The 19,923-nt window shown below is 45.2% G+C and carries 15 protein-coding genes; all 15 read right to left on the reverse strand.

What is annotated here, in order from left to right:
- Positions 1-764 precede the first annotated feature (764 nt).
- Positions 765-1,889: a molecular chaperone DnaJ gene (gene dnaJ / locus NYE35_RS24300; RefSeq protein WP_038572930.1), complete on the reverse strand. Its 1,125-nt coding sequence runs from the start codon at positions 1,887-1,889 to the stop codon at positions 765-767.
- Positions 1,890-2,142: 253 nt separating this feature from the next.
- Complete coding sequence (gene dnaK / locus NYE35_RS24305; protein ID WP_036677488.1) at positions 2,143-3,990, reverse strand: molecular chaperone DnaK; 1,848 nt, start codon at positions 3,988-3,990, stop codon at positions 2,143-2,145.
- 147 nt (positions 3,991-4,137) lie between these two features.
- A complete protein-coding gene (gene grpE, locus NYE35_RS24310) occupies positions 4,138-4,719 on the reverse strand; it encodes a nucleotide exchange factor GrpE (protein WP_036677491.1) in 582 nt (193 codons plus the stop codon).
- 48 nt (positions 4,720-4,767) lie between these two features.
- Positions 4,768-5,799, reverse strand: coding sequence for a heat-inducible transcriptional repressor HrcA (hrcA, locus tag NYE35_RS24315; protein ID WP_036677493.1), 1,032 nt, complete (start codon positions 5,797-5,799; stop codon positions 4,768-4,770).
- Between the two features lie 103 nt (positions 5,800-5,902).
- On the reverse strand, positions 5,903-6,394 hold the full coding sequence (locus tag NYE35_RS24320; protein WP_051490987.1) for an N-acetyltransferase: 492 nt from the start codon (positions 6,392-6,394) through the stop codon (positions 5,903-5,905).
- A 93-nt stretch (positions 6,395-6,487) separates the two neighbouring features.
- Complete coding sequence (gene hemW / locus NYE35_RS24325; protein ID WP_076105910.1) at positions 6,488-7,660, reverse strand: radical SAM family heme chaperone HemW; 1,173 nt, start codon at positions 7,658-7,660, stop codon at positions 6,488-6,490.
- 185 nt (positions 7,661-7,845) lie between these two features.
- A complete protein-coding gene (locus NYE35_RS24330; RefSeq protein WP_076099002.1) occupies positions 7,846-10,122 on the reverse strand; it encodes an FAD-dependent oxidoreductase in 2,277 nt (758 codons plus the stop codon).
- A gap of 19 nt (positions 10,123-10,141) precedes the next feature.
- Positions 10,142-10,969 (reverse strand): carbohydrate ABC transporter permease, encoded by an 828-nt coding sequence (locus tag NYE35_RS24335; protein WP_036677500.1) that lies wholly within the window; start codon positions 10,967-10,969, stop codon positions 10,142-10,144.
- A gap of 63 nt (positions 10,970-11,032) precedes the next feature.
- A complete protein-coding gene (locus tag NYE35_RS24340) occupies positions 11,033-11,917 on the reverse strand; it encodes a carbohydrate ABC transporter permease (RefSeq protein WP_232061438.1) in 885 nt (294 codons plus the stop codon).
- Positions 11,918-12,008: 91 nt separating this feature from the next.
- Positions 12,009-13,313 (reverse strand): ABC transporter substrate-binding protein, encoded by a 1,305-nt coding sequence (locus tag NYE35_RS24345; protein ID WP_341122172.1) that lies wholly within the window; start codon positions 13,311-13,313, stop codon positions 12,009-12,011.
- 95 nt (positions 13,314-13,408) lie between these two features.
- The gene (locus NYE35_RS24350; protein ID WP_036677509.1) at positions 13,409-14,176 is read right to left on the reverse strand and encodes a response regulator transcription factor; all 768 of its coding nucleotides are present in this window, start codon (positions 14,174-14,176) and stop codon (positions 13,409-13,411) included.
- Complete coding sequence (locus NYE35_RS24355) at positions 14,161-15,966, reverse strand: sensor histidine kinase (protein WP_235219398.1); 1,806 nt, start codon at positions 15,964-15,966, stop codon at positions 14,161-14,163. The genes NYE35_RS24350 and NYE35_RS24355 overlap by 16 nt, the downstream gene beginning before the upstream one ends.
- Before the next feature lie 105 nt (positions 15,967-16,071).
- Complete coding sequence (gene lepA / locus NYE35_RS24360) at positions 16,072-17,886, reverse strand: translation elongation factor 4 (RefSeq protein ID WP_036677511.1); 1,815 nt, start codon at positions 17,884-17,886, stop codon at positions 16,072-16,074.
- A gap of 140 nt (positions 17,887-18,026) precedes the next feature.
- Positions 18,027-18,512, reverse strand: coding sequence for a hypothetical protein (locus NYE35_RS24365; RefSeq protein WP_036677514.1), 486 nt, complete (start codon positions 18,510-18,512; stop codon positions 18,027-18,029).
- A 35-nt stretch (positions 18,513-18,547) separates the two neighbouring features.
- On the reverse strand, positions 18,548-19,888 hold the full coding sequence (locus NYE35_RS24370; protein ID WP_076105900.1) for a stage II sporulation protein P: 1,341 nt from the start codon (positions 19,886-19,888) through the stop codon (positions 18,548-18,550).
- Positions 19,889-19,923: the final 35 nt, after the last annotated feature.

A 19,923-nucleotide genomic window follows, 5' to 3' on the forward strand; every position in this document is an offset into this window, starting at 1 on the left:
ACTGGAGTCCGAAACTTCGCTCAAAAGGAGAAAAATTTGCAAATAGCGTCAACTGGGTCCGTATGCCTCCAGCATCTTTTGGGTCCTATCCACTCAGATGATTATTCTCGGCGCTATCGGACGCAGTTGCACTTAAATGCTGGATTATGCGACATTTACCATGCCCACGTAGATAATTCAAAACAGATAGTGTGTTTAAAAAAGCTGGAGACCAGTCGGGGGTTTCAAGGTTACAGGGTTCGGGGTTCGGGGTTCGGGGTTCGGGGTTCGGGGTTCGCGGTTCGCGGTTCGCGGTTCGCGGTTCGGGGTTCGGGGTTCGGGGTTCGGGGTTCGGGGTTCGGGGTTCGGGGTTCGGGGTTCGGGGTTCGCGGTTCGCGGTTCGCGGTTCGGGGTTCGCGGTTCGGGGTTCGGGGTTCGCGGTTCGCGGTTCGCGGTTCGCAGTTCAGGGTTCGCGGTTCAGGGTTCGGGGACGGGATTCGGGTTCAGAGGTTCGGCGGGGTTTACCGGAGTTACCGGAGTTACCGGGCTTGCCGAGTTCACCACGAGCTGTCAGGCTTTTCCGGGTTTTCCGAGTTAGCCAAGCTCGCAAAATTCCCCAGGTTCCAGCATTACAGCTCAACCAAAGAATTGCATGGGGTCAGTTAACTGGCCCTGCTATAATCTCATGCTAAACAAAAACACAGAGCAGCGATCCCCCAATAACGGGAGGACCGCTGCTCTGCTGTCTTTTTTCTATTCATTTACTGAATGAATGAGTTAGGATATCAGTCCCCGCGAAACGCACGTTTCACACGATCAAAGAAGGACTGTTCGTGTTCATGTGTGTTTTCTCCGTTCAGAGAAGCGAACTGGCGTAGCAATTCTTTTTGCTCTTCATTGAGCTTGCTAGGTGTCACAACAATTACTCGTACATGCTGATCACCTTGGCCAGATCCACGCAGACGTGGAACACCTTTACCTTTGAGGCGGAAGAAAGTGCCTGTTTGCGTTCCGGCAGGAATCTTCAGCTTCACTTTTTCGGTTAAGGTTGGAATTTCAATCTCATCACCAAGTGCTGCCTGTGCAAACGTAAGTGGAACCTCGCACATAATATCATCGTTCTCACGCACGAAGAAATCATGCGATTTAACACGGATAACAATATACAAGTCTCCAGCAGGACCGCCGCGTAAGCCGCCTTCACCTTCGCCAGTCATGCGCAGCTGTGCACCGTCATCAACACCGGCAGGGATACGCACATGGATCTTGCGTTGCTTTTTAACTTTACCCTGTCCGCTGCAAGTTGTACATTTTTCCTTAATAATCTTACCTGTACCACTGCAATGTGAACAAGGACGACGATTACGCATCTGTCCAAGCGGTGTATTCTGTACGAATTCCTGTTGTCCACTACCATGACATACGGAACAAGTCTCTGGTTTAGTGCCCGGTTTAGCCCCGGAGCCGTAGCAGGTATCGCAAGTTTCTGTACGTGGAATAGTAATATCGGTTTCTTTGCCGAATACCGCTTCCTTGAATTCAATGGTCATGGTATACTGCAAATCCCCACCGCGCTGCGGTGCGTTAGGATCACGGCGTCCGCCGCCTCCGAAGAACATATCAAAGATATCACCAAGTCCTCCGAAGTCGCCACCACCGCCGCCTCCGAAGCCGCCCATACCTTGGTTAGGGTCAATATGGCCATATTGGTCATATCTAGCTCGCTGTTGTCCATCACTAAGAACATCATAAGCTTCTTTTACTTCCTTAAACTTAGCTTCAGCGTCATCTGCTTTATTCACGTCTGGGTGATATTGGCGCGCCAATTTCCGGTACGCTTTTTTCACCTCATCGTCTGAAGCATCTCTACTTAGGCCAAGCACTTCATAATAATCGCGTTTATCTGCCACTGCTTTCACCTCCGTGCATACATACTCAAATTCCTTATTACCTGTCAAACAAACCATTATACGATAAAACCTCAGGATCTGACCATCCAGATTCAGCGATGTTTATTCTTACAATATCAGAAGGCGCATTCGCAAAGAGTGTGCAATCTGATATTACAAAAGGAAAGTCAAAACACGGGATGAACCGGTTTTGACCTTCCCTTCTTAACTATATAAGAATTTATCAGTTTCCTATTACACTTATCGTATAAGGTTACCCTTGATTCTTATCTTCGTCAACAACCTCATAGTCAGCGTCAACTACATTATCTTTTTTAGGAGCGCCTTCAGCGGCTCCAGCGCCACCTTCAGCACCTTGCTCAGCTTGAGCAGCTTGTTCGTACAGCTTCATGGACAACTGTTGTACAATCTCAGTCAATGCTTCTGTAGCTGCATTGATTTCTTCAAGATTGTCAGTTTCAAGTGCTGCTTTAACTTTATCTTTAGCTTCATTTGCTTTTTCAACATCAGAAGCATCAGCTTTATCGCCAAGATCTTTAATTACTTTTTCAGTAGAATACACGAGTTGGTCAGCACCGTTCTTCGCTTCTACCAGTTCTTTACGCTTACGGTCTTCCTCAGCGTGAAGCTCGGCATCCTTCATCATTTGTTCTACTTCTGCGTCGCTCAGGCCGCTGGAAGAAGTGATAGTGATTTTTTGGCTCTTGTTCGTGCCTTTATCTGTTGCAGATACATTTACGATACCGTTGGCATCAATATCGAAAGAAACTTCGATTTGTGGCACGCCACGTGGTGCTGGTGGAATCTCGTTCAGCATGAAGCGTCCCAGTGTCTTGTTGCCATTTGCCATTTGACGCTCACCTTGCAGCACGTGAATCTCTACGCTAGGTTGATTGTCAGCAAAGGTTGAGAATACTTGGGATTTGCTTGTAGGAATCGTAGTATTACGCTCGATCATCTTCGTGAACACGCCACCTGCAGTTTCAATACCCAGGGAAAGCGGAGTTACGTCAAGCAATACAACGTCTTTAACATCACCAGTCAATACACCCGCTTGAACAGCAGCACCAAGAGCTACTACTTCATCCGGATTCACACCTTTGTGTGGTTCTTTGCCAGTAAGCTTTTTGATAGCATCTTGTACAGCTGGGATACGTGTAGAACCACCAACCAGAACGATTCTAGTAAGGTCTGCAGGGGTCATGCCAGCATCAGACAATGCTTGACGAGTTGGTCCCAAAGTACGTTCTACCAGACCAGCAGTCAGTTCATCAAATTTCGCACGAGTCAAGTTGATCTCTAAGTGCTGAGGTACGCCGTCAACCACAGTGATGAATGGAAGCGATACAGTTGTTGTCAGTACGCCTGACAATTCTTTTTTCGCTTTTTCAGCTGCATCTTTCAAACGTTGTACAGCAGATTTATCTTTGCTCAGATCAATGCCTTGCTCTTTTTTGAATTCGGATACCAGGTAATCCATAACCACTTGGTCAAAGTCGTCGCCACCCAGCTTGTTGTCGCCGCTTGTAGCTTTTACTTCGAAGAAGCCATCACCAAGTTCAAGGATGGATACGTCAAAAGTACCGCCACCAAGGTCATAGACTAGAATGGTTTGATCTTCGGATTTCTCCAGACCATATGCCAAAGCTGCTGCTGTTGGCTCGTTCACAATACGCAGAACTTCCAAACCTGCAATTTTACCTGCATCTTTGGTAGCTTGACGTTGGCTGTCATTAAAATAAGCAGGAACAGTGATAACCGCTTGAGTAACAGTTTGGCCAAGATAAGCTTCTGCATCGGATTTCAGTTTTTGCAGAATCATTGCCGAAATTTCTTGTGGGGAGTAGTCTTTACCATCAATGCTTTCTTTGTGGTTAGTACCCATGTGACGTTTAACAGAGCTGATCGTACGATCAGGGTTAGTAATCGCTTGGCGTTTAGCCGTTTCACCGACGATACGCTCGCCGTCTTTCTTAAAGCCTACAACCGAAGGGGTTGTACGCGCGCCTTCTGGGTTTGGAATTACTACGGCTTCGCCGCCTTCCATAACGGCAACGCAAGAGTTCGTGGTTCCTAAGTCAATACCGATAACTTTACTCACAATAATTTGCCTCCTCTAAAGTTATATGGAGCCTAAGCTCAATAAATTTATAAAAATATCAAAAAAATTCGATTGATAATAAAACTATCCGGGCAAAAGCACTGCTGCTTTATGGCGAGCAGAAACTGCCCGTCCTATATAGACAGACTACATGCTGACTTTGACCATGGCCGGACGAAGAACTCTATCTTTCAGAAGATATCCCTTTTGAACCTCTTCTGTAACGATACCCTCTTCGTACTCCTCGCTCTCAACCTGCATAATAGCCTGATGGTATTCAGGATTAAAAGGCTGTCCTACTGTTTCCATAGCTGTAAGCCCCTCAGCCTTCAATACTCCATCCAGCTGACGGAAAATCATATTAACGCCCTTCGCGAAAGCTTCGGATTCAGGATTAGCTGGAGTAGTGACTAACGCACGCTCGAAATTGTCCAGCACGGAAAGCAATTCCGTCAGGAGCTTGGAGGTAGCATATTGAGCCAACTCTTCTTTTTCCTTCTGGGTACGACGACGGAAGTTATCAAAATCAGCTTGTGCACGCAGTGCACGACCTTGATATTCATCAGCAAGATCCTGTAGGCGTTTCACCTCAGCACCTGTATCTGAAGCACCTTCACTAACGTTTTCAGCTGTAAATGAGTCGGCATCTGAGACTACTTCAGCCACAGGCTCCTCATTGATCAATTCCTCTTTGAATTCATTAGAATCTTGAACTTGTTCCTTTTTCAAGTTGTCTTCACCTCCTTAAAATCATTCACGAAATCATGTTGACTCTGTTCACTTATACCAGTGCGCCAGCATCGCTGTCAAATCTCGGGATAAAATGCCCAAGATCCCCATCACTCTTGCATACTCCATACGGGTCGGCCCAAGGATTCCAATGCTTCCTAGTGCCTGCCCATCAAGTGAATAAGTGGCGGTGATCAGACTACAGTTAGCGAACGCTTCGTGATTGTTTTCTGTTCCTATTCGTACTTGAATACCTGTGCCACCCACTGTAGGGGCCAGCATTTTGAGCAGTGTCGGTGTCTCTTCCAGCAGATCAAGAATACTCTTCACCTTGTCTACGTCTTTGAACTCAGGCTGTGTCAGCATATTCGTTGCTCCGCTGAGATAGATGCGCTGCTCTTGATCGCTTTCCAGCGCGGTGTCCAGCACCTGCATTAATTCTTCATAATGTGAGATGTGACGCTGCATTTCTTCGCCAAGCTCCGAATAGAGCCGAGTCTTCAGCTTATAGAGTGGTACATTGACCAGTTTACTATTCAGTAGGTTAACCACTTTCTCCATCTCGGAAACAGAAATCTCCGGCGGAATGTTCACCGTACGATTCTCAACTTGCCCCGTACTTGTGACGATAATGGCCACAGCGGTTGTATCATCTAGTGGTAACAACTGAAAATGACGCAATGAAGTATGAAAAACCTCCGGTCCCAGCAGGATGGAAGTATAATTCGTCATATTGGAAAGAATCATCGCCGCATGTTGGATTACCTGCTCCATTGCATTTAGCTTCTCGGCAAAAAAAGCGCGGATCGTGCCCATTTCTGCCGTTTCGGCGGAATTCCACGGTACCAAATGATCCACATAATATCGGTATCCTTTATGGGAAGGAATTCTTCCCGCCGATGTATGAGGCTGCTCGAGATAACCTAAATCCTCCAGGTCAGCCATTTCATTTCGAATCGTAGCCGGACTGTATCCTACATCTCCCCGTTTAGAAATGCTGCGAGATCCTACTGGCTCTGCCGATGAAATATAATCATCCACAATTGCATTTAGTATCATTCTCTGGCGATCAGTTAACATGTTATTCCCTCCTATCGGCTGTGGCTCCGATTCGTTAGCACTCGACTCAGATGAGTGCTAACCACTAATACAAAAATACCAAACTGACATTGACATTGTCAAGTCAGTTCAGTATCTTAAGCACTGCTATTTCATCGCAGGCATGCTGCTTTTTACAATTCACGCAATCTGTCCATACTTTTTCGGGGAAAATCTCTTTCTGGACGACTTCAAATCCATTTCTAAGAAAAAAATCAACAGCATAGGTTAGTGCCATTACCTTTGGGATTTTCTGGTTCCTAGCTTCCTCGACCAGCTTCGCCAATATCATGGAGCCTACGCCTTTACCCTTACCTTCATCATTCAAGCCAATCGAACGAATCTCAACGAGATCATTCCCGAGCTTGAAAAGTGAACCACAGCCTACGAATCTGCCTTCGATTTCAGCAACTACGAATTGATCGATCTGGCGTGTCAGCGCCTGCCGGGAACGGGGCAACATGATGCCGCGCTGTGCATACTCTTCTATCATTAGATACAATGGCTCAACGTCTTCTACCACAGCATTTCTACAAATCACCTGTGCGTCTCCCGCTGGAGACGAATGGCGAATCATTTCCGTCTTGGCAAGCACTTTGGTTCACCCCTCTGTTGATAATATGAATAAATATACAACAGAGTGAATTACAATTCAAGGGGTATTTTAAAATTAAACTTCTGTCAGGGCGCCTACAAATTCAGCAAAAACATCGTTCCCAAACAAGATTCCTTGCTTGCTGAGTCGGTAAACTCCTGCTTCTTGTTCCAACAGCCCTGCATGCAGCATTTTATGCAAGGATTTCTCGAATACTTCCTCTATTGAACGCCCGAATTGCGCCTGAAAAGCTTCATTAGAGACGCCCTCATGCATACGCAAGCCGACCATCATAAAGTCTTCCATCGCTTCTGCTTCTGAGATTGGGTATGCATCCAGTCGTGGCAGCCCTTTACGTGTTGCTTCTACATATGGATTTACGCCCTTAACATTAATATGCCGCTGACGCCCCACATATCCATGCGCTCCTGCTCCTAGACCATAATAATCTTCATTACGCCAGTAGGTGATATTATGGCGGCTCTCCATTCCTGGTTTTGCGAAGTTACTGATCTCGTATTGATTGTAACCTGCTTCCTTCATAGAGGACATCAACAGGAGGTACATTTGTAATTCATCTTCTTCATTAGGAAGAGGAAGCTTGTTCTTATTAAACAGCGTGTGAAAAAGAGTATTCTCCTCCACCTTCAAGCTGTAAATAGAATAGTGGGGTAGATCCAGCTCCAACGCCTTGCGGATACTTTCGCCCAACATCTCCACAGTTTGATTAGGCAACCCAAACATCAGGTCAACCGAAAGATTATTAAGTCCAACTGCACGTGCATTCTCTAAGCTCCGGTATACATCATCTACATTATGAATCCGGCCGATGCCTGTGAGCAGCTCGTTTTGAAATGCTTGAACGCCAAAGCTCACCCGGTTCACGCCACCTTCTTTCATAACCGTCAGCTTGTCCAGATCCGTTGTTCCAGGGTTAGCTTCCATAGAGAACTCAATATCTTTATCCCAGTTTGGGAAATGCGTACGAACAGACTTTAAGAAATAAGCCATTTCATCAGGTTTTAAAACAGTGGGTGTGCCTCCGCCGACGAAGATCGTTTTGATAACACCCGGAGGGGTGTTCTTGACGGTCTGCTCCATCTCTCGATCCAAAGCTTCGAGATAATCCATAACTGGCTGATCCTTGAGTACATAGGAATTAAAATCACAATAAAAGCACTTATTGGTACAAAAAGGGATATGAATGTATACAGCCTCAGGGGGACGGCCATTAGTCTTCGTTGTCATTAGCTGTCTCCTTTATATAAAAATATCGTTTGAATAGTGTAATCTAAAAAACAAGAAAAGGGAAGCCTGACGGCTTCCCTTCGAGGGCGTTCAATTATAAATGAACTCTATTTTAGAATACAAGAAAGTATAAGTTTTACGTTATCCTATATATTTTGTATTTCCCGCAGAAACGGATACCGTCCCTATAAAGTCGGCAAAGCCGTTGCTTCTTGATAAATCCGCATTTCCACAAGTTCGGCATGTACTCCACCGTTAGTTTCATGAATAACGATCCGGACAGCATCTGTAAGAACAGGCTTCTCTAATCGATGAACATTCTTCCGGCGATGGTTGTCTTTGACACGGAGCATGACTTGCCACGCGCCATCAATGAGCAGCTCTACATCATAGTTCTTTACCAGTTCAGGAATCACTAGAAATGGCGTTTCATGGTGATGTAAGTTGATGAGATCTTCATTGACATCATCATTAAAGGTGAAATGAATTTCGGAGACTGGAGAAGCATCCGGGAGACGCGCCTCTACCCACTCCGATCTACCCGCGGTCATCGGCTCAGAAACCCAGCTATGCGGTCCCGCGAAAGGTCGAACATATCCATCAATGACTTTAGATGCAGCATATGCCGATGTTTCTACTGCAAAGCAGAAATGCCTGCGTACAAGTTGTTTCATGCTCCACTCTATCACCGGCTGATCTGGCTGATGATCCTCCAGCGATGAATCAACAACGGATTTAGCACCTCGCTCAAATGTAATGACACCAGTGATTGGGGTTTCTGAAATATGCAATTGAAGGTGTTCATTAGCTCGAATAATAGCGAAGATATTACATTCGCCGATTGGACTACATTTCTCCTCTTGTATCGGAACTTCAATCCATTGCTGCTCTCCAGCCTGTACTGTTATAACATCAACCTGTTTGCACTCCGCCGGCACGTAATTTTCCGCGCGTCCAGTCGTCCAGATCTCCACGGTCAGCTGCGTCTGAATACTTGCTGACACAAGCAGCCTTAACCCACGGATACTTCCTTCAACCGGAAACAAAATCCCTACATCATGAGAAAGCTCATAAGCTTCGGCTGGGCGATCCAGCAGGATACCATTCATCGTGCTGGATGCATGAATCTCGCTTTTTCTGGCGAGGTCCAGTGGATCTTCGTTACGTAATCCAATAATCGAAGCATCTTGCTTTAACATCACCTGTTGCAATTCATGCATATACTGCTCGCGAATTTCACGAGGGGTCACACCTTTGATGACGGATAAAGCGGCACCTGTTCCAGCTGCTTCACCCATGATTGCACAGGTTGCCATAACGCGTGTTGTTCCAAAAGCCACATGAGATGCACTGATATTACGACCCGCGAAGAATAGATTCCGTACATTCTTCGAATATAGCGAACCAAATGGAATATGGTAGATCCCGTCCGCATGCAGATGCTTGGAGCCACTCTCTTGTGCGTACATCCCCTGTGGTGGATGTAGATCAATTGACCAGCCACCAAATCCAATACGGTCTGCAAATTCACGCTGCGCGAGAATATCATTTTGCGTTAGAATCGTATCGCCAACAAACCGTCTGTATTCACGTTTACCCGGAATCGAGCCAACCCACTCAAGCGTCATATTCTCGGCATCAAAATGGCCCGAGTTTTTGATATAATCCCAAATCCCATAAATAACTGAGGATAACTCATCACGTATGCGTTCATTCTCATCCACCGTATCAAGCTCGCCGCCCCACTCAATCCACCAGTAGTGACAGCCTGAATCCCCACTCCGAATGACCCGGCGGATCGGGATAGAAGTTGTTGTAATATCCTTAGCGAATGAGGGTGCAACATAACGTACCGGTTTTCCAGTATCCTGTGTATAAAATAATAATGTACTGCCTAATGTAATATTATCAGGCACTTCTGGTGCCCATTCCTCATTAAATTCATGACGGGCTTCACGTCCTAATCGGAAATCCGCTCCTGCTAGGAAGCCAACTAAACCATCACCCGTACAATCGATGAAAGCATCGCTCTCGAACGTGATTAAACGCTCAGATCCCATCATCCAGCCGGTCACACTCTGAATCGTACGCTCCTCTGCCTCACCTTCCGCTTCCACTTCACGTACATCGGTATTTAGGAACAAGCTGATATTCGATTCTGCCTTCACCGCTTCGAGCAAGGTTAGATCCCATAGATATGGATTCCCTTCCGGGTTCCGGTATTGATTCTCGATGAATAGCTCACCCATAATGCCTGTCTCACGTGCATAGCGATTTACACCATGTCCTGTTGCACCACATACCCAAACCCGAACTTCTGAACTCGAGTTACCACCAAGTACAGGACGATTCTGTACCAGTGCTACCTTTAACCCAAGACGTGCTGCAGCAATCGCCGCGTTCATCCCTGCAAGTCCACCCCCGACCACTGTCACATCGGATTTAACCGTTTCTGTTCTCATGTCAGTATCCCTCCTATAGTTAGCCTTTCACAGCCGAGCTAGAAATCCCTTGAATAATATATTTCTGACCTATGAAGAAGATAACAATCATTGGAATGATCGCAGCCGACGAAGCGGCCATCATCCCGTTGTAATCCACATTGTTCTCAAGAATAAAATTCTGCAATCCAAGCGGAATGGTATATAGCTTAGGGCTCTGCAAAAATACAAGCGCATTCTCATAATCATTCCATTGCCAGGAGAAATCAAGAATAGCAAACGTAGCGATTGCCGGCTTCGCTAATGGCAGAATTAAGCGGAAAAATATTCTGTAATGCCCGGCTCCATCCAGAAAAGCAGATTCCGTGATTTCCTTAGGAATGCCCATGAAGAACTGCCGAAGCATAAATACACCGAAGATCGAGAACATGGCTGGAAGGATTAGGGCCAAGTGCGTATTGTAAATCCCAACCCAGTTAAACATGATAAACTTAGGAACAAAAAGTACCTGTGGTGGAACCATCATCATGGATAGATATATGACAAATAGGCCATCCCGCCCTTTAAACGAAGTACGTGAAAATCCGTAAGCGGCAAGGGCAGATAGAAACACAGCTCCCGCAGTTCCAATAATCGATATCTTAAGTGAATTTAAATAATACGGAACAAAATCATAACTTCCTGTCCACACCCGAATATGATTGCTCCAGTTGAGAGATGAAGGCAGCCATTCGTTAAACACCTCGGCAGGTGTCTGAAAAGACGTGCTGAGCATCCATAGAAAAGGCACAATCATAAATAGTCCTAGAACAAACATGATGATCGTTACTGGCAGCTTCACCTTCATGTTTCCTGCTTTTTCATTCATACCGCCTGCTCCTTTAATTTATGGTTTCGGGGCCTCCCGCAAAGCTCCACTTTGTGGATTCATTTAGTAATGAACCCAGCGCTTTTGGCCGATCCACTGAATGACTGTAATAACGAGAATGACGGCGAACAAGAACCATGAAATAACTGAAGCGTATCCCATATCGTAATAACTGAATGCTGTTTTATAAACGAATAGTGATAAGACCGTCGTACTTCCGCTAGGTCCTCCAGCCGTAATGGCTTGAATAATCGAGAACGATTTCATCGTCATAATTAATCCGGTAATCATTAATAAAAAAGTTGTTGGACTAACAAGAGGCCATACAATTTTCCATGTTGTTTTGAATGTGCTTGCACCATCGATCCGGGCAGCTTCTAGTTGTTCTGTCGAAATTTCCTGTAGTGCTGCTAAATATATGATCATATTGTAGCCAAGCATCAGCCAGATCTGTACGATATCAATGGCATACATTGCGGTTTCCGTATCTGCAAACCATCCTGGCGGCGATGTTATGCCAATCCAGCGAAGCAGTTCATTGATGGGTCCCTGTGAAGGCTGAAATAGCAGCATCCAGACAAATGCAACGGCTACTCCACTAGAGATATACGGTAAGAAAAACATTCCACGTAATACGCCTTTAAGATACACACTGCGGTTGAGAAATAGCGCCACAATAAAAGCGAGCACCATCGATACTGGAACCGATATCAGGAATATCACCGTATATTTGATCGAGGCATAGAAATTATCGTCATGGAACAATCGTTTGAGATTATCCAGCCCGGTAAATTGCCAATTCGGATTTGAAAATTGATAATTCGTAAACATCAGGACAAAGGAAAAGATTGCAGGAATCACAAAGAATAAGAGAATACCAATCATATTCGGGAGAATAAAAGTCATGCCGATCCAGCCTTGTCTGTCCATCCAGCTTCTCCGCTTCACGGTATCGCCGCCTTTCGTATGCTGAAAAATGGGTACACGAAAGAGAAGAACGAAGAATTCTTCCTCCTTCTCTTTTGTGCTAGCTATTTCTTTATTTCATTAACTCTTGCGAACGGGTTTGCATATTTTTCATCGTGGTATCAATATCTTGCTTATTTAAGAAGTATTTTTCATACTCTTCTTTACGTGCATCAATGGCTTGTTGAGGTACATTTAGCTGGAAGGATGGGAATTTGCCGAATACAATATTATTCATTGAATCTGTATCATATTTGTCTTCTACACCATTCAAGAGAAGGCTCATCGCTTCCTTACTGTCTACACTCTCAGAGGCTGGAATACGACCCCCGCTTGCCATTGGCAGCATACCGCCATCCGCATACCATTTTGCGAACTCCCAAGCTGCATCCAGGTTCTTGGACTTTGCATTAAGAGCAAGCATGTCACCCACACCGCCCGAATATTTATAATCCTTTTGATCTTTATTCACTTTTGGAATAGCGGCGAACGCGGTTTTGAAATCATGCGGATAGTCCTTCAAGTTGTTCGCATTTCTAAAAATAAATTCACCGGCTGCCAGCATTGCCGCTTTGCCTTGCAGGAACATGGTATCAACCGGCATTTTACTGGTCAGTTGCTCCCCATATTCCGGTGTGGATTTGTCCACGAACATCATGTTATGCAATATTTCCAGGTGCTGTTTCCAGAGATCATTCCCAAAGTTTGAGGTACCATCCGCCTGTTTCACACCCATTCCAGCCAGCGTACCGTCCATCGTTGTTGAGAAGGAGGAATCTGCCTGCAGTAATCCGTACACACCAGGCTTCGTTAGCTTCTTCGCATACTCCTCAAGATCTGACCAAGTCCAGTCCACCGCAGGAATCGGTAATCCTGCTGCATCCAGCATATCTTTGTTCAACCATACAAACGCCATGTTTTTCTTTGTAGGAATCCCATAGTACTTATCATTGATTTTCCACATTGCTGCGTCCTCGCCGATCTGGCTGTCGATGTCATAGTCTGTTTTCGTGCTTAGATCCAAGGCAACGCCTGCATCCATACGTTTCTGTAAATGAGCAAGATCGTAGTTCATGAAAAGGTCTATGTTTTGATTGGTCATTAAGGCAGTGTCCAGCTTTAAGTTGCCTGCATCGTCATTTACATTACGGATATACTCGACCTGAATGTCTGGATGATCTTTATTCCAGTTATCAATTACAGCTTGAGGCCCGGCTTCTGCAGGAACTGCCCCCCACATAGTGAGCTTTATTTTCTCCTTTGCTGTTTCTCCATTTGCACTGCCCTGAGCCTCATTACTTCCACCACTCCCACAACCAGCCAGCATCGTACCTGCTAATAAGACAGAAAGCACTGCAGGATACCACTTTTTCTTCATAGATAGCTTCCCCCTTGGAAGGATTATGTGTTGTGCTCTACATCTATAACTTTATCATCAGAGCGGATTTTGGGGGATGAACTACATTTGGGAACTTATAGAACGTTTTTTGGTTCTTTACGGAATTCATTTGGCGTGACACCACACCACTTTTTGAAGATTTTTATAAAATAATTATCGTTCTCAAAGCCTACCTGCTGCCCAATCTCGCTAATCGTTAGCTTCGTTTCTGCAAGCAGCATTTTCCCAGCCTGAATCCGACGCTCTTGAATATAATTGGTCAACGTTTTCCCTGTCTTTTTCTTGAATAAGTCACTTATATAGCTGGCATCCATCCGGATCAACTCTGACATGGATTTGAGCGAGATGTCCTCAGCATAATGTTCTTCAATATAAGCTATAATTTTGTTCATCTCCACATGATCTGTCGGTCCCGTTTGTTGCTTCTCCGGAAACCATTTATCGGCTTTCTTCATCTTCACCATTCGCTCCAGCTCGGCCTGAACCTTACCCATGGTCTGCTTCAAACCTTGGAGATCTAAAGATAACTTCAAAATGTAATCCGAAGCCCCAAATACGAGCGCCTGGCGGGCGTATTCAAATTCACTCAATGCGGTCAACATTACAAACCGGCATTCGAAGCCTTCCTCTCGCGCAATTTGAAGAAGCTTCACCCCATCCATCACCGGCATATTGATATCCGTCACTACCACATCAGGCTGAAGCTCACGAATCATTTGCAAGCCTACTTCTCCATTCTCCGCCTCACCTATAATTTCAAACGGGATTCCAGCCTTTAAGAATAGCTTCCGTATACTTTTAACCGCAGGTTGTTCATCATCCACAATTAACGTTCTCCACATGTGAGCTTACCTCCATCGTAAGGTTTTGAAATAAGGAATGGAAAATGGATGATCACTTCAGTTCCTGTATCCGAAGATACAATGTCCATACCTGTCCGTTGATTCTTGAACAACAGCTCTAAGCTCTCCCTAATATTCTGAACACCGATTCCTTTACGTTTCCGTGTAGCCTTATTCAGCTGTGCTCTTTCTATCCCCATGCCGTTATCTCTAACCTGCAGGTACAGCTGTTGTCCAGTCACCTTAGCGGAGATATCAATTCTCCCTTGTTTTACTGACTGACCGAAGCCGTGAATCAAGCTATTTTCAATTAAGGGCTGCAGACAAAATTTAGGGATTAACGCGTATTGCAGCTCCTCGTTGATATCATATTGAATTTCAATCCCATGTCCAAAACGTTGCCGCTGTATCTCCATGTAAGATTCTATTAGTACGATTTCATCCTTTAACAGGATCAAATCCACTTCAGTATTTAAGGTTGTCTCCAATATTTTTCCTAGTGCAACACAAATTCCATAAATTTCATCATCATCTTTATCTAAGGCAATGCTCTTTATCGTATTCAATGTATTTAGTAGAAAATGCGGGTTCATCTGCGAAAGTAATACCTGAAACCGAACGAATTGCTTCTGTTTTTCTTCAAGCTGAAGACGCTGCAACAGCTCATTTAAATCATGAATCATTATATTGAAACTCTGAGTCAGGGCAAGAATCTCTCCCCGCCCTTGCTCGGGTAATTTCATTTTGAGATTCGTCTTAGCGGTCATTTCCATCTTCTTCTGTAGCTTCTTAAGCGGTACTGTAATCGTCGATGATATGAAATAAGTTAATAGAACAAATAGCAGCAGAATGATTCCAAATCCACCAAAAAACCGTCGTTTCTGCTTGTCTACTTCAAGAAAAAGCTGTGCTAGCTGCACCTTTTTAACAACATATCCATTTAACTCCTCGATGTAGCTGTAGGTGTATAAGCTTTCCTCCTTCGGGTTGACAATGGATGCAGCACGCCCCGTCTGCCGCTGGTTGGCACTCTTCACAATACTCTGCGCAATATCAGAGGAAAAAGCCTCATCCTTAAGGGGATTAAGCATCACTCCCCCCAAGGCATCGAGTAGAAATAAAGCCCCTTCCTGTTTACTCCCTAACGTTGATCTAGTAAACCACTCCTCATAATCGATACTTAATCTTGCATAGGCATAAATATTCAAATCATTATCACGCATAACTTCATAGAGACTAAGCATTTTCTTACTTGTTGTACTTTCCCGGACCACATTATTCTTGTCATTCGGATTCCATATATATCGATTCGTTCCTTCTCGCTTCAATGCTTGAACCCAATCCTCCGATTGGATTTCGTCGTAGCTCAAAGTTTCCTTTGGCATAAAGGAAGTGTATGCGTTTCCATGAAGGTCGATTAAAGTATAATACACCGTCGCTCCACTCATGAAGAATGTATTTTCAATCGCTCCAAACTTGTTTTCAACGAGTTTTTTTCTCGTGATTTCATCAGATTGCTCGGGATTCTTCATTATCGATAAAATCGTCGTATCTTGTTCGAGTAATGACCCTGTTTTCATCACGAGACTCATGAGATCAACAAAACCATTCTTAATACCAATAAGCTGCTCTATGTTCTTCGTTTCCGCATTATCCTGCAGCATTCGTTCTGTCTCTTTAAAGTTATATAGAACGAGTATGGCAATGGGTGTTAGTACCAACAGCAAGAAAGCTAACAAAATCCGATTCTTAAAGGTACTTGGCGTAAGTTTCAAATATAATCGCTTCACGAGGACTCCCCTCACTTTGTATGTGCTTACAATCCTTCCCCCTATTGTAATCTGCTCCTGCTCAAAAAAATAGAGCCGGGATATTCTCCCGGCTCTACCTATTTTTTACTCGTCGATCTTCAGTACTGCCATAAACGCTTCTTGTGGTACTTCTACACTACCCACTTGCTTCATGCGTTTCTTACCTTCTTTTTGCTTCTCAAGCAGCTTCCGTTTACGGGAAATATCACCGCCGTAACATTTAGCAAGTACGTTTTTGCGCATCGCCTTAACGGTTTCACGCGCAACTACCTTCGTACCCACAGAGGCTTGAATCGGCACTTCGAACATTTGACGAGGGATAATCCCACGTAATTTCTCACAAATGATACGTCCGCGGTTGTAGGCACGATCGCGGTGAACGATAAAGGACAAGGCATCGACCTGCTCATTGTTAAGCAAGATATCCATCTTGACCAGATTCGAACGACGGTATCCACAAATTTCATAGTCGTAAGAAGCATATCCTTTCGTACCGGATTTCAACTGATCAAAGAAATCATAAACGATCTCAGACAGCGGAATCTCGTACGTAATCGTTACACGATTAGTATCTAGATATTCCATATTTACGAACTCGCCGCGTTTGTTCTGGCACAGCTCCATTACAGTACCCACGAAGTCGTTAGGCACAATGATCGCTGCTTTAACATACGGCTCTTCAATGTAGTCAATCGTACCGATCTCCGGATAATGTGACGGGTTGTCGATTTGGATCATTTCGCCATTGGTCAGCATAATTCGGTAAATAACACTCGGCGCTGTTGTGATTAGCGGCAGATTGAACTCGCGCTCAATCCGCTCTTGAATAATCTCCATATGCAAGAGTCCAAGGAAACCGCAACGGAAACCAAATCCAAGCGCGCTTGAGCTTTCCGGCTCAAAGCTTAGCGAAGCATCATTTAGCTGGAGCTTCTCCAAGGCCTCACGAAGATCGTTATAATCGGAGGTCTCAATCGGATACAACCCGCAATATACCATCGGGTTGATCTTACGGTAACCCGGAAGCGGCTCAGCAGTAGGATTCTTTGCGTCAGTGACAGTATCACCGACACGGGTATCTCCAACATGCTTGATCCCAGCTACGATAAAGCCAACATCACCGATGTTCAATTCATCGACAATGGTCATACGCGGCATAAATGCGCCAACTTCAATGACCTCGAAGGTCTTCTCAGTTGCCATCATCTTAATCTTCGAACCCGCACGGATCTTCCCGTCCATTACGCGCACATAGACGATAACGCCTTTGTAAGGATCGTAGTGAGAGTCAAAGATCAATGCTTTAAGCGGCTCTTCTGAATTACCGGATGGCGCAGGAACCTGCTTCACCACCTGCTCCAGAATTTCCTTGATTCCGATACCGGCTTTGGCAGATGCCATAACCGCTTCACTGGTATCCAGCCCGATAACATCCTCAATCTCCTGCTTTACCCGGTCAGGGTCAGCGTTTGGCAAATCAATTTTGTTGAGCACAGGTAGGATTTCCAAGTTGTTATCCAGTGCTAAATACACATTGGCCAGCGTCTGTGCTTCAATTCCTTGAGCCGCATCCACGACCAGCAGTGCGCCTTCACATGCTGCAAGACTGCGGGAAACTTCATAGGTGAAATCGACGTGTCCCGGTGTATCAATCAAGTTGAGATAATACTCTACACCATCGTCTGCACGATAGGTTAAACGCACGGCTTGCAGCTTTATTGTGATACCACGTTCGCGCTCCAGATCCATCTGATCGAGTACCTGTTCCTGCATTTCACGCGTGGTTAGTGCCCCCGTGTATTCCAAAATGCGGTCAGCTAGTGTCGATTTACCATGGTCTATATGTGCAATAATCGAGAAATTGCGAATTTGTTGTTGTCTTTTCTGAACGTCAGTCATTCCTTACCCCCACAGACAGCCTGATATTAATCCACTTATTATAACAGTACAAGCTTACTCCATCAATCCCGCGCTGGCCCAAAACAAAAGAAACAGCTATACACGATCCCGTGAAATAACCGTTTCTTCTAAATTTGCTGTTAATTTTCTGCCGAAGCGAACAATGAAACTACCCAGCGGATTCCCTTCTGGGAAGCCTGCTGCAAGAGACCTGCCGTCTTATCTGCCAGAACATCGACTGTAGGCTTTTGCTCCTCAGGAATTAGAATTTGCTCCGGAGATTTCGTACTATAATCATCCACAACTTGCTGAGGAGGATCTGCGGCTGGCGTTGTATTGCTATTTTGAGGCAAAGGAGAAACAGCCGTATATGCACCTGTGACAGGATCGATTACCATTGGCACATATACATAAGTCTGCCCACCCTGTGTCACACCATTCTTTTGCAGTTGTGGCTGTGGCTGCATGCCTGTTACTTGACTGGTCTGCGTAGTCGGGCTGGCATTCCAGCCGGGTAGAATCTTAGAGACTGTTGACCCACCGCTTCCGCCGAACTGCATCCCTAAGAGGATGCCAATCCCTGCCCAAATCCCAACCATAACCAGTTTTTTTCCGAAACGCGACATGTACACCACTCCTTTTTGATCCTTGGTAATTTATTTTACGAAGCTCCGTTTGATTTCTTTGGTGTTGTAGTGGGATTCGCCACTTTTTCAGGTGCGTTCACCTTCTGAGCGTCATGACTGCTCCAGTACACATCAGCGATAGCATCTGCCAAAATATCAGCCGTCCGCTTTAATTCCTCAGCCGAGTTATCAATTCCGCCCACTTCAATCAAAACACTATTGGGAGACAGGGTCTGATTGTACTCTCCGTTGTTGCCTTTACCCGCAGCTTTTCCCCATATCCCACGAGATATTCCCGGGTAATTCTTTTCAAGCTGTTGATGAATCTTATTGGCAAACTCTTCGTTCTTCTTCCAGTCTTTATTTGCATGTCCAATGATAAAATAGACCTGTGCATAGCTTTTCCCGTCAATAACAGCTGTTGTTTTGCTATGACGCTGCGAATCACGGTGAATGTCGATAAAACTATCCATTTCCTCATTTGCGCTGAGTGCTGATTTAACCAAGATCCGGGAATATTTATAGGAAAAGTTCCAGTTATAGTCGGTGACTTTGGTCGGAAAATCTTCTTTGGCATGAACCGTACCAATCCCGAGCTGTTCCAGTCTTTTCGTAATATATGATCCTACCAGCATTACATTTTTAGTTGAAACTCCGGAGCTGGGATTTTCATTTGCTGCCCCTAACAGAGGATTGTAGGCTTCTCTAGGATGTGAATGATAGATTAGAATCCGTTTGATCGAGGTATCCTTAGTGCTGTCTGTACCGCTTTGCGGATTACTCTTATCCGTCCCTTCCTCCGCCGCTGATGGATCAGGAGATGGTGCAACCGTCGCTTCAGGCTGCTGTGTTGTAGTATCTCCATGCTTGTCCCCTTCGTCCGGAACAGAAGTTTCCGCATCTCCACTACCCTCAGCCAGCTCATCAGTCCCAGGATGATAATCCACTGGTGCTCCTGTAGATCCACCTGAACCTTTCCGCAAAAGAAATGGATCATCCGCCGCCATCCCCGGCACTTCACGAGAGACTAGACTCTTAGGGTCACCTGGATTCACGCTGGTCAGCAACTGAAATACGAAAGAAGTTACCTTTTCACCTGAAAAAGCGGATGGCTCTTTACCCTGCGGTAAATGCGGCACCTCCATCCCCAGCAGCTCCATGAAAAAACCACTAGACAGGGAGGCGGCAAGCCCCTTCATTGAAGGAATGGGTGAAGAGCTAAGCTTCTGTCCGGCCAATCCACCGGCTCCAAGCAGCATAAAAAATACTAGTGAACCTCCGGCCAACAGCAGCATCGTTCTCCCCAGCGATAAAACATCCAGCATTTTTCCCCTTAAACGGCCGATGTTCCAAAGCTGAAACCATTTTTTATTCATTGTAGTTATGTCCTCCTCCAGCCCTCTGTAATCTC

Origin of the sequence: Paenibacillus sp. FSL L8-0494 (genome assembly GCF_038003695.1) — a bacterium.
Lineage (GTDB): Bacteria > Bacillota > Bacilli > Paenibacillales > Paenibacillaceae > Paenibacillus_AQ > Paenibacillus_AQ odorifer.

What these genes read in the sequence shown, in the direction of transcription:
- NYE35_RS24350 (WP_036677509.1), bottom strand. Translation starts at nt 14,176, where the DNA reads ATGTGGAGAACGTTAATTGTGGATGATGAACAACCTGCGGTTAAAAGT.
- lepA (WP_036677511.1), bottom strand. Translation starts at nt 17,886, where the DNA reads ATGACTGACGTTCAGAAAAGACAACAACAAATTCGCAATTTCTCGATT.
- hrcA (WP_036677493.1), bottom strand. Translation starts at nt 5,799, where the DNA reads ATGTTAACTGATCGCCAGAGAATGATACTAAATGCAATTGTGGATGAT.
- NYE35_RS24345 (WP_341122172.1), bottom strand. Translation starts at nt 13,313, where the DNA reads ATGAAGAAAAAGTGGTATCCTGCAGTGCTTTCTGTCTTATTAGCAGGT.
- NYE35_RS24330 (WP_076099002.1), bottom strand. Translation starts at nt 10,122, where the DNA reads ATGAGAACAGAAACGGTTAAATCCGATGTGACAGTGGTCGGGGGTGGA.
- NYE35_RS24335 (WP_036677500.1), bottom strand. Translation starts at nt 10,969, where the DNA reads ATGAATGAAAAAGCAGGAAACATGAAGGTGAAGCTGCCAGTAACGATC.
- hemW (WP_076105910.1), bottom strand. Translation starts at nt 7,660, where the DNA reads ATGACAACGAAGACTAATGGCCGTCCCCCTGAGGCTGTATACATTCAT.
- NYE35_RS24365 (WP_036677514.1), bottom strand. Translation starts at nt 18,512, where the DNA reads ATGTCGCGTTTCGGAAAAAAACTGGTTATGGTTGGGATTTGGGCAGGG.
- NYE35_RS24370 (WP_076105900.1), bottom strand. Translation starts at nt 19,888, where the DNA reads ATGAATAAAAAATGGTTTCAGCTTTGGAACATCGGCCGTTTAAGGGGA.
- NYE35_RS24320 (WP_051490987.1), bottom strand. Translation starts at nt 6,394, where the DNA reads ATGATTCGCCATTCGTCTCCAGCGGGAGACGCACAGGTGATTTGTAGA.